Source organism: Vagococcus changpingensis (assembly GCF_058211775.1).
The window spans coordinates 1-13,463 of record NZ_JBYVZB010000007.1; the positions used below are offsets into that span (position 1 = coordinate 1).

The following is a 13,463-nucleotide window of genomic DNA, read 5'->3' on the forward strand; positions in this document are numbered from 1 at the left end:
GTTCAAATACTAGCCCATTGTCAGGAGCCATTGGAGCATCTGGCTCAAAAACAAGCCCATTGTCAGGAGCCATTGGAGCATCTGGCTCAAATACTAGCCCATTGTCAGGAGCCATTGGAGCATCTGGTTCAAATACTAGCCCATTGTCAGGAGCCATTGGAGCATCTGGCTCAAAAACAAGCCCATTGTCAGGAGCCATTGGAGCATCTGGCTCAAATACTAGCCCATTGTCAGGAGCCATTGGAGCATCTGGCTCAAATACTAGCCCATTGTCAGGAGCCATTGGAGCATCTGGTTCAAATACTAGCCCATTGTCAGGAGCCATCGGAGCATCTGGCTCAAATACTAGCCCATTGTCAGGAGCCATTGGAGCATCTGGCTCAAATACTAGCCCATTGTCAGGAGCCATCGGAGCATCTGGCTCAAATACCAGCCCATTGTCAGGAGCCATCGGAGCATCTGATTCAAACACTAAAGAATTATCATAAGTTTCGTCGTTAGACACGTCTCCTCCATTAGTTTCTTCTGCACTAACAGTGGTTGTTAAACTAATCATACTAATGCTCAATGCACTTAATAAAGCGGTTTTTTTGAACGATTTTGCAGCTTTTTTTTGTTGCATCATTTTTTTGTAATCTTGTCTTTTCATTTACTATATCTCCCTCTTTTTTTTAAATAATAATACTACGTTCGGCAAACGTATGTTACAAAAAAAGTATAAGATAAAATAAGACATATTTCAACACTTTTTGTACTTAATTATTTAAAAATATTATATAAATATACACTTCATTGAATTTCATGTAATTTTCATAAAAATATATTCATGTAGGCAAAAAAATACCCATTAATAAATTAATGGGTATACTACGGGGTATAAGGTATTAAATGTTTAGAAGTATCCGCGATTGGTAAAATAAAGGTAAGTTCATAATGCGTTTCATTAATAAAAAAAGTCAACAGATAAATGAAAAAATGTAACATGCTTTGGGATCATCCTCTGTTGTGGGAAGAGAGAATGTGTTAAATAATTATTTAACTATCTATATCTTAATATCCAATCCTTAATTTAACCTTAAAAAAGTAAGATGAAAAACAGCTTATCATGATATTATTTTTTCTTTTTTTCTTCAATAACTTGAGTAGTGTTAGGTAAAATAATGTTAAATCCATCATGATCTAGTGAGTTAATTCTTTCTTTAATGAAATCTTTCTCTACGACAAATTCTTTTTCTAATGTGGTAGTGTCATTCAAAATAACTGGTTCAGCGGGCATCGATTTATTTGACATAAGTATCCCTCTTTTCTTTTTATTACGTCTATTATATCATTAAAACTAGATTAAATATATTTAGAGACATGTTAAGAAAAGGGATATGATTTAGTTAGATTAAATGAACGTGGTATGATAAAAATACAAATATATGAAAGAAAAAGGGGAGAACAATCATGCAAAAGAATCAAAAAATCGAGTGGTTACAAGACATTGTTAAGATGGAAACAATCAATGGTAACGAAAAAATTGTGGCAAAATATATTCAAAATAAATTAAAGCAAGTTAATATTTCAACTGAGTTGATTCAATATGCTGATAATCGTAGTAATTTAGTGGCAACGATTAAAAAAGGAAATAGTGATAAAGTTCTAGGATTAACTGGTCATATGGATGTCGTGGACCCTGGGGATACGAGTGATTGGAAGTATCCACCTTTTTCTGCAATTATAGAAGGTAATAAACTTTATGGTCGTGGTTCAACGGATATGAAAAGTGGTCTTATGGCAATGGTTATAGCAATGATTGAGCTTCAAGAAGAACAAAAAGAATTCAATGGAACGATTAAATTATTAGCAACCGTTGGAGAAGAAGTGGGCGAGTTAGGAGCTGAACAATTAACTAATCTAGGATATGTTGATGATTTGGATGGTTTGATTGTAGGTGAGCCAAGTAATTATAATCTAGTCTATACTCATATGGGTTCAATTAATTACACAGTGACATCAGAAGGCAAAGAAGCACACAGTTCTATGCCACAAGAAGGATATAACGCATTAAACCATTTGATTGATTTTTCGTACCACATCAATCAAAAAATGGATGAAATTTCAAGTAACTATGTAAATGAGGAATTAGGTTCAACGATTCATAATATTACGATTATGAATGGTGGGAAACAGGTCAATAGTATTCCAAACTTTGCATCACTGCAAGGAAATATACGTAGTATTCCAGAATTTTCTAACGATGATATTATTAAAGTATTACAAGATACTGTGGATGAACTAAATAAAAATCAACCATACAAGTTAAATCTCACTATTGATTACAATAAATTATCTGTTAAAGCAAACAAACAGTCTGAATTAATTGAGGTAATTCAACAACAATTTGATGAACCATTACCACTTATTGGGATTGGTGCGACGACTGATACGGCAGAATTTATTAAATCATCTAATTCATTTGATTTTGTTGTCTTTGGCCCTGGTGAATCAACATTACCACACCAAGTCAATGAGTATGTTGACATAGATAATTATTTAGATATGATTGATAAATACAAACAAATTATGTTAACTTATTTAAATTAAAAAGGCAGTTATTTATGCAAGATATTCAAGTCGTTATAGAAGATAGTAAGTTTGATATGAGAGCGTGTGGTGTTTCAACAGATTATCTTTGTCTTTGAGGTTTTTTCGACAGAGGAGATAAGTGATATAAAAGGTGATATCGAAGTTCGGTGGACACCTAAAGAAAGATTGAATGAATTAAAACCTAGCCCATTAAATGATATTATCCAACAACTGGGTACGACTATTAAGAATATGATTAATAAAGAAGATTAAAATAGCTACTCAAGTATTCATGAATACTTGAGTAGCTATTTTTTATTTGTGTTCACGGATTAAACGTTTTTCAGCTTTTTCTTCTTTTTTCTCCGTTACTTTTTCACGATTTTTATCGATATCAGCTTCGAAGATTTCTTTCGCTTTTTCTTGTTCAAATGAACGGCGATTTTGTTTGGCTCCATCTCGTTCTGTTCTCATGGGTTTACCTTCTTTCATCATGTTAAATTGATGGCATTTATTCAATGCTTATAAGGTAATCTTACACGTAGTTAAAGAAAAAATAATGAATTAACTGTGCTGTTTTCTTTATGTATGAAGCGAAAACAATATTATTATCTAAATGAATAATATGATACGTGATGTCTGTCAGGGAAGTATCTAATTCTTTCGCTGTGATAGCAAGTCCTTCACCTATTTGAGCATAGGCGATTTGTTTAGTGACATCATAACCAGACCAGTAGCGTGTATAATCTGTGATACTCATTTCAGCTTTTTTGTGTTCTAAACTTCGTGGCACAATGATCGGTCTAAAAATACTATACAGTCTATTGATTCCTTCATTTGTATCAAAATCATCTAACCTATTTTTTAGATAAAAACTTCTGATAAAGCGAGAAGGAGAAGTATAATCTCCAGGTAAACCAAATAATCCATAACCTGTATCATGTTCATTCATACCATCATATATGACCGTTGTATACTTTGTCATAGTGCCTAAGACTATTTAATTACTAAGCCAAAGAGAAACTTGGGTAGCTATATTGATGTTTTTTGGACCAGTTGTTAGTGTAATGTCTAAATCTAATCCAGGGTCTTCACCAAACATTGAAATATCTAAATCCATTGTGTGCCCGAAAAAATATCGCCATTTTTATCATTTAACGTGATATTTGTACACATTTTGAAAACTTCTATTTTATGATTAGGTATATATTAAAATTTTTATGGAAATAATACAAATAATAACTTTTTTTAGTTGTTCATTCAAATAATAATAATATTTTTTTGTCTTTAAACTTACGTTTTAGATAGATTAAAAAGTGTTTTTTTAGATTATATTGTTAATTAATTTGTTGCTAAGGTGAATAGTATGATAAAGGAAATTATTTTCGTTGTCATTTTAGTATTAATCGTGATTTCTGGCTACAAAGAGTATGAGTATTACACAACGATTTATAAAGTTGATGTGGCGTATGCAAAAGTTCCAGATGGTGTTCCTACTGTGGAAGATACAGGTCAGGTTATATCAGGAAGTAAATCTTATAAATATGATTTTGATTTTGTAAAAAAAGATGGAACAATACAAAAAATGGATTATGAGTTGAGTGGCAATAATGTGTCACCATTACAACCTGGTTCATACGTAAAAGTATTTATTAGTCAAACAAGGGTAATTAGTGGACCAAATGATGTGTCAAAAAGTGATATTCCAAAGAATATATTAGAAAAACTAGATAAATAAAATAAGCTAGATTGAGTTGGCTCAAGCTAGCTTATTTTCTATCCTTCTAAAATACGTTGTAAAAATTCTTTTGTACGAGCTTGTTCTGGGTGTTGGAATATTTTTTCCGGAGCACCTTCTTCAGCTACAAATCCTTGGTCCATAAAAATGACTCGATCAGATACTTCTTCGGCAAAAGCCATCTCATGAGTTACAATAATCATGGTTAATCCAGTACCAGTTAACTCACGCATGATTTTTAATACTTCTCCGACCATTTCAGGGTCAAGAGCTGAAGTTGGTTCATCAAACAGCATGACTTTAGGATCCATTGAGATGGCACGAGCGATTGCGACACGTTGTTTTTGTCCACCAGATAATTGACTAGGTTTCGCATGGGCGAAGTCTTTCATTCCGACTTTATCTAAATTTTCAATCGCAATACGTTCTGCTTCTTCTCGTGAGCGTTTTAATACTTTTACTTGTCCAACGATGCAGTTATTTAAGACATCGTGATTTTCAAATAGATTGAACTGTTGAAATACCATTCCAACATGAGCACGGTATTTTGGTAGGTTATAACCAGGAGCAAGGATATTGTCACCTTTGAAAAGTAATTCCCCACCCGTTGGTTCTTCTAATAAATTAATGCAACGAAGTAAAGTTGATTTACCTGAACCAGATGGCCCGATAATCGTTACAACTTCCCCATCTTTTACAGATAGATTAATGTCTTTTAAGACTTCATGATTGCCGTATTGTTTTTGTAAGTGTTTGATTTCAATTAAGTCTGTCATTATTTGTCATCCTTTCTTTCTAAAATAGCTGTTTGCATTTGATTAGCATAAGGTGCGTATTCACCAGTACCATCCATACGTTTTTCAACAAATCGTAAAATACGCGTTACAGTAAAGGTCATAACAAAGTAAATCACACAAACAACAAAGAAGGTATCAAAGAATCTAAAGTTGCTTCCAGCGACTGTTTTTGCTTGGAAGAATAATTCGGTTACTGCAATGACGTTTAATACAGACGTATCTTTGATGTTGATGACAAATTCATTCCCCATAGCAGGTAGAATATTTCTAAATACTTGTGGAATCACGACGTTGACCATTGTTTGACCGTGTGTCATTCCAATAGCAGATGCTGCTTCAAATTGTCCTTTATCAACCGAGAAGATACCACCACGAACGATTTCTGTCATGTAAGCCCCAGTATTGATTGATACAATAAATAATGCTGCTGCAAGAGGATTCATATCAATCCCAAATGCTTGAGAAGAACCATAGTAAATCACCATCGCTTGAACGATCATTGGCGTTCCTCTAAAAATTTCGATATAAATTGAAAATAGAGTGTTTAATAATTTAAATAAGACTTTGTTTACCATGTTTTTTGGCGTGGGAATGGTTCTAAACAATCCAATACCTAACCCAATGAATGTCCCAACAATTGTTCCGATAAGCGAGATTAAAAGTGTCACCCCAGCTCCTTTTAAGAACATTTGCCAGTTTTCTTTGACAATTTTGACAACCCAGTTTTCATTTGACTGTGAGTCGGGTTGTTCACTAATGGCAATATCCATAAAATTGTCTCGTTCTGTTTGAGTGATACCGGCTAAAATGTCATTGATTTTTGTAATATCTTGGCTACCTTTTTTTACACCGATAGAAACAGATGTATCATCGCGATTTGTTTTAAAGCCTTGGCCATCTTTGAAATCAATCATTTTAAAGTTTGGATTCACTTTTTGAGCTGTGATTCCCTCAGGTTTTTCTGAAACATACGCATCAATTTTTCCGGATTGGAGTGCTACACGCATAGCAGAAAAATCGTCCATAGCAGTTTGTTTTGAGACACCTTCTATTTGATCAATCACAGAGTAATGAAATGTATTTAATTGAGCAGTGACTTTTGCTCCTTCAAAATCTTTTAGACTTTTTGCATTAGCATATTTTCCATCTTTCGCAACAACTAGGACGAGGTTTGAATGATAGTAGTCGTTAGTAAAATCAATGGTTTTTTTTCGTTCTTCAGTGGGAGACATTCCAGCAATAATAGCATCCACTTTTCCAGAAGTTAACGCAGGCGCTAATCCATCCCATGATGTTTTATAAATAACCAGTTCTTTTCCTAAACCTTCAGCGACGCGTTTGGCAATCATGACATCATAACCATTGGCATACTCGCTTCCGCCTTGAATTTTGACCGCTCCATCGGCATTATTTTGTTGTGTCCAGTTGAATGGGGGGTATCCAGCTTCCATTCCTACGACAAATTTATCCTCACTTGCTTCAACTTTTGGTGTTAGCATGATAAAACTAATAAATAGAAATAATAGTGCAATTAAGACATGATTGGTAGATCGATTGTTTGTTTGCATGATAATTCTCCTTTTGTTTTAGATAAATAAAAAAAAGCAACCTCGTAAATAGAGGTTGCTTTTGATGAATTCAGATTAACAAAGTGTTATCCAATCATAGCGCATCTTAGTATTAACTAAGACAGTCCTATAGTTATTCACTATAGCCCCAACATGATAAGCGAGGAACTTTATCACATTTCGGCAATCTTCCCTGTGCATTAGTGTCAACGTATTCCTCTACTCGACTAATGTTATTGATAGATTGCAACCTCTAGATTTATATTATTCGGTTATTTTTTCTTAATATGTCTAACACTATATCATACCTTTTTCAAAATGTCATGACTTTTCACGAAAATTTTATTTGACCAAGTCACGTTAATTCGTTATTTTTAAACAAGTAAGTGTGAAAGTAAATATAAGGGAGACGAAAAGTATGTGGTTTATGTCAGCATTGGTGGCTGTCTTTTCATGGGGGACAGCTGATTTGTTTTATAAGTTAGGAAATAATGAAAAAGACAAGTATAGTGCACAAAAAACAGTGGTCATTGTGGGATTGGTGATGGGGCTTCATGCCTTTTTATACTATTATTTATATTTAGATGTGGGATTTGAATGGAAAAATATGTTGATTTATTTACCAGTATCGTCAATGTATATCTTATCAATGGCAATAGGGTATGTAGGACTTCGTTATATAGAGCTGAGTGTGTCTTCACCCATCAGTAACTCTTCAGGAGCGGTGTCAGCTTTATTAATGTTTCTGATACTAGGAGCGAAAATGGTGTGGATTCAATTTATTGCTGTGGCAGTTATTTCAGTCGCTATTTTTATGTTGTCGGTGTATGAAAAACAAGAAGCCGATTATGAATTAAAAATATCAGGGGATGTAGTTGATAAAAAATACCGAAAAAGTGCGTTGGCCATTATTTTTCCGATACTTTACTGTGTGATTGATGGACTAGGAACGTTTTTAGATGGGTATTATTTGGATTATGCAGAGATTTTACCAGAAAACCAAGCAAATATGAGTTATGAGTTTACTTTTTTTATCGTCGGGTTACTAATGTGGGGTTATCTACGAGCGATTAAAGGAGAAAAAATGGATGTATTTCATGAAAAATATAAGGGGTTTGCGGCACTTTTTGAAACCTTGGGACAATTTTTCTATATTGGAGCAATCGCAAGCAATTCTATTGTCGTCGCACCGATGATTGCATCATATAGTATCGTATCAGTGTTATGGTCGCGAATTTTCTTAAAAGAGAAGTTAACAAAGAAACAATACGTTATGATTTTTGCGATTATCATTTCTGTAGTTATATTAGGCTTTTTTGACGAATAATGTCATAATAAAGCAAAGGAGTGATTGATGTGGAAGAACAAGCAATAGAGATATTAAAGCAGGCGGAAAATATCGTGTTTATGACAGGTGCCGGTGTCTCAACAGCATCGGGTATTCCTGATTATCGCTCTATGACAGGGGTATATCATGGAGTGGATAATCCAGAATATTTGCTGAGTCATACTTGTTTAAAACGCGAGCCTGACGTTTTTTATCAATTTGTCCAACAATTATACCATCCAGAAGCCAAACCGAATGTGATTCATGAAAAAATGGCAGAATTAAGCCAAATGAAACAAGTTGGGATTGTGACACAAAATATTGATGACTTACATATTAAAGCAGGAAGTCCAAATGTGGTGTCATTTCATGGAAGTTTGTATGATTGTTATTGTCAAACATGTGGTCAATCAGTTTCCGTTCCAGACTATATGAAGAGTATGTATCATCAAGAATGTGGTGGCATCATCCGTCCGAATGTGGTACTTTACGAAGAAGGCTTGTCTGAGTCTAATATAGAAATAGCTATTTCGTGGTTGTCTCAAGCAGAAGTGGTGTGTATTGTGGGTACAAGCTTTCAAGTATATCCTTTTAGCGGACTGATTAATTACCGTAAACCTGATAGTCAGGTGATTGTGGTAAACAAAGAACCCATTTCATTAATGATGCCTCATCTTTTAGTGCAACAAAAAGGTGAAGACTTTTTCTCTGATATATAATCTGACTCTTATACGAAATGAGGAGATAAGATGTTAAGTCAAGATAGACAACGAATTGATGAAATTGATGAACAAATCGTATCATTATTGGAAGAAAGATATGATTGTGTGTCGCACATCGCGAAGATAAAAAAAGACAATCATATTCCAGTTTTTGATACGACAAGAGAAGAAGCCGTATTAGAAAAAATTCGACAAATGGTATCAAATGAGGATTATGCTGATTCAATCGTCGAAACATTTAACCAAATCATGATGGTGTCAAAAGACTATCAAAAAAGTAAATAATAAAGGTAATCCTTCAGAAACGTTCTGGAGGATTTTTTTATAGGTATGATACAATGAACGAAACACCTGAAAGGGGATTTTACTATGAATAATCGGTTGAAGTTAGACTCTTAATGAAACAAATAAATTAGGAGGAAATATAATGATAGAGTATAGAAACGGAAGTAATATAAAATGTGAACAACTAGAATTGTTGTATGATAGTGTTGGATGGATAGCTTACACAAAAGATTTAAAAGGTTTAGAGCAAGCACTAATTAATTCGCTTTATGTGGTGAGTGCATGGCATGGAGAACAATTAGTTGGTTTAATCAGGGTCATTGGTGATGGTTACACGATTTTATATATACAAGATATTTTGATTCACCCAGATTATCAACGTCAAAAAATTGGGACAACACTAATGTCTGATGTATTAGCAACATATAAACATGTGCGCCAAAAAGTATTATTAACTGTAGATAAACCAGATGTTCGAGGGTTTTATGAGAGTTTTGGATTGGAATCGTGTGATAAAGGAAGCACAGTTGCTTTTTATAAAGAATATTAATTAAGTGATAAGTTAAAGAGAGGTGTATCTTTGACTTATTTTTTATGTTTAAAAATAATGATGAGTAATAAAGGTTAACTGAATCAATCTAAGCTCCATACTTTCTTGGAACTTAGCGTATGAGTCGTATATCAAATAAATGAACCAAGCAATGAATAATCGTGTGATGACGTATGGTAAATATGTTTCATTTTTAATTCATCTCCATTTTTATTTATTAGACTATTTTAATATTGCGAATGATTATACTAAATTAAATAATCGTGGTATTATAAAAAATGAAGATTCTGTATAAATTTATCAATTGATGACGTGTTTTTTATTATAACATCTTGATTATACAGTATTGGTAGTTAAGTAAATAGGCTTTTTTAAACCAACGTAACGTTTATTATGATTCGTGTGGTTTTTTATTTATAATTAAAAACTATAAAATTGATAATAAATAATTTAATATAAAATAAATGGATTTAAGGTTAATTTAAGTATCACATTTTATACTATAAGTAAATTTAAGTAGTGTTCGTTCGATTAGGAGGTATGATTGTGATGAAAAAAACAGTTAAAATAACAAAAATCGTGTGGATAGGTATAACAACAGTCATGATTGTACTAGGATTGGGTTACTTTTTAAACAAAAATATGATTGATGATGAGGTTCTCGCAGCAGGAAATACTGATAGTGGTTCTTCTGATAAAACTATTGACGATTATTTTCCGAAAGAAAATTACAATGGGGTAGCTATCATGGTTGAGGGAGATAAGGTTACTTCAACAGCTGTATATGGCTATAGTGATTATGAAGCTAATAAGGTAAATAATTTGGATACTCTTTTTCCAGTTGCTTCTTTACAAAAAATGATGACGGCAACGTTGGTAGCAAAAGAAATTTCAAAAGGAAAATTAACCTATGAAACGCCTCTATCAGATTTTTATCCAGATATTAAGGGAAGTTCAGATATAACCATACGTGATTTGATTGATCAAACATCAGGTATCAAAATGGATGAAGTAGCACCAGACAAGGTATTAACAACACAAGAAGATCAAATTAATTATGTATTAGATACACTGGAAATTACTGGAGAAACAGGATTTAATTATACTAATGCTAATTATTCTTTATTAGCTGGTATTCTATCAACTGTCACAGGAGAAAGTTATGAAGAGTTATTCACGAAAGAAATCATCGAACCATTAAATTTATCTCATACATTTTTTTGGGATAATGTAGCTGAAGAGGATGTTGCAAAAGCTTATAATAGTTCATTATTGTATGGAGATTATACAGAGAGTGCTTCAGATTTTTCTCGTTCAAAAGCTTTATATTCTAGTTTGATTGGGGCTGGAAATGTCTTGATGTCTGCAAACGATTTAGTGACTTTTGTTCAGGCGTTGATCGATGGTACTTTAATAACAAAAGAAGACTTTTCTAATATGGTAAAATCGGATAATGATTATAGTGGAGCATTTTGGCAGACTGATGGATGTCTGCAAACGAACGGTAGTTTGGGAGATTATGAATCTTCAGTTTTTCTTGATAATGATGGTGAAAATATTATTATATTAATTAGTAATGGTCATGAACTAGATAGCTTATCAGATTTGGCATCAGATATTTATAAAAGTCATTTTGCTTAATTTACTGACAGAATCAAATGATTTTTTATCAAAAGAGCCTTTATAAAGGTTCTTTTTTATAAAGATATTAAATATTTAATTTTTTATAACTTGAAAAAAATATGTAATTGTAAGACAATTATCTTATATATGTAAAAGATAGTGTTTTTATGAACAAAAGGTTATCTAGTTTTTATGTAACAATGACTATTATTGATATTATTACAGCAGTTCCAGTATTAGGTGGTATGATTGATGTTTTTAAAGTATTAACGATATTATTGTTAAGTTTTTCTATTCATGTTTTAGCAAAACAGCCAAAAAAAGTGGAGCCATTTTAATAATTATCTCATGTGCTTTATCTTTAATAGGAGGATTAATAGTTCTTGGATCAGTAGGAAATCCATGATGATAAAAGGAGATAGTGCATATAAAACAGGAGCTGTATTGGGGTCGTTTATAGGGGGATCGATAGTAAGCTACATTTTTAGACTTCTAGCATGGATTTTAAAAATATTAGCTATCATATTCTCGTTTCAAGCTTCAAATCAATTAAAGGCAATTGAGTTACGAAAAAAGCAAAGTAAGCATAAAAAAAAGTCGAAAAAAAAAGAATAGATAATTTTAATCATATAAAAACTTGTGCTTTTTTTAACAATAAAAAACAAAAAACAACAAAGTTACTCATTTTAAAAAATAAAATGAGTAACTTTGTTGTTTTTTGTTTAGGTAATTATTTTAAAAACCCTTTAAAATAAAGATGATTTATGATTTTTATATTTTTTTATAAAATCACTTGTAAAAAAAGAGTAAGAGTTGTATAATTCGTGTGTAAGTTGTTATTGTGAATTTAGTAACATCTTATCTGTTGTTGGGTATGTTGGTGTTTAGTGATGAGTATAGAAGAAGGGAAGGTGTTTGTGTGACAAAAGTTAATAAAAAGATTATCACTATATCGTTAATTGTGACTATCGGGGGGTTGTTGTTTGGCTATAATACAGGTGTTGTAAATGGCGCGTTGAATTTTATCGGTAAAGATTTTATGTTAACCCCTATACAAAAAGGTTGGGTATCATCATCCTTAACATTATCTGCAGCATTTGGAGCAGTTTTTGGTGGGAAAATAAGTGATATGGTTGGGCGAAAAAAGACATTGCGTATTATTGCTTGGATTTATCTGATTGGAGCAATAGGTTGTAGCGGATCTTTTAATTTTGCTTTTCTAGTCTCTTTTCGGTTCTTATTGGGACTTGCAGTAGGAGCATCATCAGCTGTTGTGCCATTATATTTAGGTGAAATTTCTTCGGCTGAGCATAGAGGGAAAATGGTTGGTTTAAATCAGGTAATGATTGTGGGTGGACAGTTCTTAGCCTTTTTATTAAATGCTATTTTAGGTAATATGTTTATTCAAAATAATCATATTTGGAAAGTGATGATGGGGTTAGCGGCTATACCAGCAATTATTATGTTAATTGGTATGACAAAAGTATTAGAGTCACCTAAGTGGTATGCTAGAAATGGTATGTTAGATCGTGCAATTCATATAATTAAAGAAATCTATCTAGATGATGACGAGATGGTTAAAAAAGAAATACAAGAGATACAAGAAATACCTGTTAAAGTAGTTAAAAATAAAAAAAATAAAGAAAAAATACCAACTTGGACGATAAAGATTCTTTTGTTAGGGTGTTTATTAGGTATAATACAACAATTTTCGGGAATTAATTCAGTTATGTATTATGGGTCTGAAATTTTAACAATGTATGGATTTGGTGCTAGTGCAGCATTGATATTCAATGTTTTAAATGGTGTTGTTTCAGTTATTGCATCAATCGTAGGAATGACAATTGTTGATAAAATGGGACGAAAAAAATTGGAAATTAGTGGATTAACCATTTGTGCAGTATCGTTAATTTCTGTAGGTGTTCTATCTAATTTGTTATCAGGAACACAAATAGCACCATATATTATTATGATCATTATTTTTATTTATATATTTGCTTTTCAAGGAGCTATTGGACCAGTTACTTGGATTTTAATCTCTGAAATATTTCCAGCTAAGTATAGAGGGACTTTTTCTGGAATTGCAGTGTTTGTTTTATGGATAGCTAATTTTCTCGTTGGGCTATTTTTCCCTGTTCTTGTCAATTCAGTAGGTATTAATGCTACATTTTATGGATTTGCTGGTTGTGCATTATTAGGGATTTTAGTGGTACATTTTAAAATACCAGAAACAAAGGGAAAAACGTTGGAAGAAATTGAAAGCCATTTCATTAAATAGTTTA

18 protein-coding genes and 1 riboswitch are annotated in these 13,463 nt (G+C 32.5%); of the genes, 12 read left to right on the forward strand and 6 right to left on the reverse strand.

Annotated features, from left to right (window positions below; genetic code table 11):
• A partial coding sequence (locus AC37UB_RS09795) for a hypothetical protein (protein ID WP_490685662.1) occupies nt 1-649 on the reverse strand: 649 nt, incomplete at its 3' end.
• A 462-nt stretch (nt 650-1,111) separates the two neighbouring features.
• On the reverse strand, nt 1,112-1,291 hold the full coding sequence (locus AC37UB_RS09800; RefSeq protein ID WP_117974145.1) for a hypothetical protein: 180 nt from the start codon (nt 1,289-1,291) through the stop codon (nt 1,112-1,114).
• A gap of 158 nt (nt 1,292-1,449) precedes the next feature.
• Here AC37UB_RS09800 and AC37UB_RS09805 point away from each other — a divergent pair, with 158 nt between their 5' ends.
• Together AC37UB_RS09805 and AC37UB_RS09810 are read left to right on the forward strand one after the other, a co-directional pair.
• Nucleotides 1,450-2,589 (forward strand): ArgE/DapE family deacylase, encoded by a 1,140-nt coding sequence (locus tag AC37UB_RS09805; RefSeq protein ID WP_241699686.1) that lies wholly within the window; start codon nt 1,450-1,452, stop codon nt 2,587-2,589.
• A 69-nt stretch (nt 2,590-2,658) separates the two neighbouring features.
• A complete protein-coding gene (locus AC37UB_RS09810) occupies nt 2,659-2,844 on the forward strand; it encodes a hypothetical protein (RefSeq protein WP_241699685.1) in 186 nt (61 codons plus the stop codon).
• A gap of 42 nt (nt 2,845-2,886) precedes the next feature.
• Here AC37UB_RS09810 and AC37UB_RS09815 read toward each other — a convergent pair whose 3' ends face one another.
• Both AC37UB_RS09815 and AC37UB_RS09820 read right to left on the reverse strand, forming a co-directional pair.
• On the reverse strand, nt 2,887-3,045 hold the full coding sequence (locus AC37UB_RS09815; RefSeq protein WP_158559474.1) for a hypothetical protein: 159 nt from the start codon (nt 3,043-3,045) through the stop codon (nt 2,887-2,889).
• Nucleotides 3,046-3,106: 61 nt separating this feature from the next.
• On the reverse strand, nt 3,107-3,556 hold the full coding sequence (locus AC37UB_RS09820) for a linear amide C-N hydrolase (protein ID WP_241699684.1): 450 nt from the start codon (nt 3,554-3,556) through the stop codon (nt 3,107-3,109).
• A gap of 381 nt (nt 3,557-3,937) precedes the next feature.
• On the opposite strand from AC37UB_RS09820, the gene AC37UB_RS09825 reads away from it, so the two are divergent.
• Nucleotides 3,938-4,309 (forward strand): YxeA family protein, encoded by a 372-nt coding sequence (locus AC37UB_RS09825; RefSeq protein WP_490685663.1) that lies wholly within the window; start codon nt 3,938-3,940, stop codon nt 4,307-4,309.
• 38 nt (nt 4,310-4,347) lie between these two features.
• On the opposite strand, the gene AC37UB_RS09830 is transcribed toward AC37UB_RS09825, so the two are convergent.
• Nucleotides 4,348-5,085, reverse strand: coding sequence for an amino acid ABC transporter ATP-binding protein (locus AC37UB_RS09830; protein ID WP_117974136.1), 738 nt, complete (start codon nt 5,083-5,085; stop codon nt 4,348-4,350).
• Nucleotides 5,085-6,674 carry an ABC transporter permease subunit gene (locus AC37UB_RS09835; protein ID WP_117974134.1) on the reverse strand — a complete coding sequence of 530 codons (1,590 nt, stop codon included), beginning with the start codon at nt 6,672-6,674 and terminating at the stop codon, nt 5,085-5,087. The genes AC37UB_RS09830 and AC37UB_RS09835 overlap by 1 nt, the downstream gene beginning before the upstream one ends.
• Before the next feature lie 89 nt (nt 6,675-6,763).
• Nucleotides 6,764-6,938, reverse strand: a riboswitch (Lysine riboswitch).
• A gap of 154 nt (nt 6,939-7,092) precedes the next feature.
• On the opposite strand from AC37UB_RS09835, the gene AC37UB_RS09840 reads away from it, so the two are divergent.
• From AC37UB_RS09840 to AC37UB_RS09880, 9 genes are all read left to right on the forward strand, one after another.
• Nucleotides 7,093-8,001, forward strand: coding sequence for an EamA family transporter (locus AC37UB_RS09840; protein WP_490685664.1), 909 nt, complete (start codon nt 7,093-7,095; stop codon nt 7,999-8,001).
• A 23-nt stretch (nt 8,002-8,024) separates the two neighbouring features.
• The gene (locus tag AC37UB_RS09845; protein WP_371821050.1) at nt 8,025-8,720 is read left to right on the forward strand and encodes an NAD-dependent protein deacylase; all 696 of its coding nucleotides are present in this window, start codon (nt 8,025-8,027) and stop codon (nt 8,718-8,720) included.
• A 30-nt stretch (nt 8,721-8,750) separates the two neighbouring features.
• The gene (locus tag AC37UB_RS09850; protein ID WP_241699682.1) at nt 8,751-9,008 is read left to right on the forward strand and encodes a chorismate mutase; all 258 of its coding nucleotides are present in this window, start codon (nt 8,751-8,753) and stop codon (nt 9,006-9,008) included.
• Between the two features lie 142 nt (nt 9,009-9,150).
• Entirely contained in the window at nt 9,151-9,558 is a 408-nt protein-coding gene (locus tag AC37UB_RS09855; protein WP_117974126.1) for a GNAT family N-acetyltransferase, read from the forward strand.
• A gap of 139 nt (nt 9,559-9,697) precedes the next feature.
• Nucleotides 9,698-9,853: a hypothetical protein gene (locus tag AC37UB_RS09860; protein WP_490685665.1), complete on the forward strand. Its 156-nt coding sequence runs from the start codon at nt 9,698-9,700 to the stop codon at nt 9,851-9,853.
• A 254-nt stretch (nt 9,854-10,107) separates the two neighbouring features.
• Nucleotides 10,108-11,199, forward strand: a complete 1,092-nt coding sequence (locus tag AC37UB_RS09865) for a serine hydrolase domain-containing protein (RefSeq protein ID WP_158559472.1) — start codon at nt 10,108-10,110, stop codon at nt 11,197-11,199.
• 149 nt (nt 11,200-11,348) lie between these two features.
• Nucleotides 11,349-11,519: a hypothetical protein gene (locus tag AC37UB_RS09870; RefSeq protein ID WP_158559471.1), complete on the forward strand. Its 171-nt coding sequence runs from the start codon at nt 11,349-11,351 to the stop codon at nt 11,517-11,519.
• Between the two features lie 64 nt (nt 11,520-11,583).
• On the forward strand, nt 11,584-11,796 hold the full coding sequence (locus AC37UB_RS09875) for a hypothetical protein (protein WP_490685666.1): 213 nt from the start codon (nt 11,584-11,586) through the stop codon (nt 11,794-11,796).
• Between the two features lie 304 nt (nt 11,797-12,100).
• Entirely contained in the window at nt 12,101-13,459 is a 1,359-nt protein-coding gene (locus AC37UB_RS09880; protein ID WP_490685667.1) for a sugar porter family MFS transporter, read from the forward strand.
• Nucleotides 13,460-13,463: the final 4 nt, after the last annotated feature.

Bases quoted from the DNA above. Each gene is read 5' to 3' on its own strand.
- AC37UB_RS09825 (WP_490685663.1), top strand. From the start codon at position 3,938: ATGATAAAGGAAATTATTTTCGTTGTCATTTTAGTATTAATCGTGATT.
- AC37UB_RS09805 (WP_241699686.1), top strand. From the start codon at position 1,450: ATGCAAAAGAATCAAAAAATCGAGTGGTTACAAGACATTGTTAAGATG.
- AC37UB_RS09855 (WP_117974126.1), top strand. From the start codon at position 9,151: ATGATAGAGTATAGAAACGGAAGTAATATAAAATGTGAACAACTAGAA.
- AC37UB_RS09815 (WP_158559474.1), bottom strand. From the start codon at position 3,045: ATGAGAACAGAACGAGATGGAGCCAAACAAAATCGCCGTTCATTTGAA.
- AC37UB_RS09820 (WP_241699684.1), bottom strand. From the start codon at position 3,556: ATGACAAAGTATACAACGGTCATATATGATGGTATGAATGAACATGAT.
- AC37UB_RS09850 (WP_241699682.1), top strand. From the start codon at position 8,751: ATGTTAAGTCAAGATAGACAACGAATTGATGAAATTGATGAACAAATC.
- AC37UB_RS09830 (WP_117974136.1), bottom strand. From the start codon at position 5,085: ATGACAGACTTAATTGAAATCAAACACTTACAAAAACAATACGGCAAT.
- AC37UB_RS09800 (WP_117974145.1), bottom strand. From the start codon at position 1,291: ATGTCAAATAAATCGATGCCCGCTGAACCAGTTATTTTGAATGACACT.
- AC37UB_RS09870 (WP_158559471.1), top strand. From the start codon at position 11,349: ATGAACAAAAGGTTATCTAGTTTTTATGTAACAATGACTATTATTGAT.
- AC37UB_RS09840 (WP_490685664.1), top strand. From the start codon at position 7,093: ATGTGGTTTATGTCAGCATTGGTGGCTGTCTTTTCATGGGGGACAGCT.
- AC37UB_RS09835 (WP_117974134.1), bottom strand. From the start codon at position 6,674: ATGCAAACAAACAATCGATCTACCAATCATGTCTTAATTGCACTATTA.
- AC37UB_RS09865 (WP_158559472.1), top strand. From the start codon at position 10,108: ATGAAAAAAACAGTTAAAATAACAAAAATCGTGTGGATAGGTATAACA.
- AC37UB_RS09860 (WP_490685665.1), top strand. From the start codon at position 9,698: ATGAACCAAGCAATGAATAATCGTGTGATGACGTATGGTAAATATGTT.
- AC37UB_RS09875 (WP_490685666.1), top strand. From the start codon at position 11,584: ATGATGATAAAAGGAGATAGTGCATATAAAACAGGAGCTGTATTGGGG.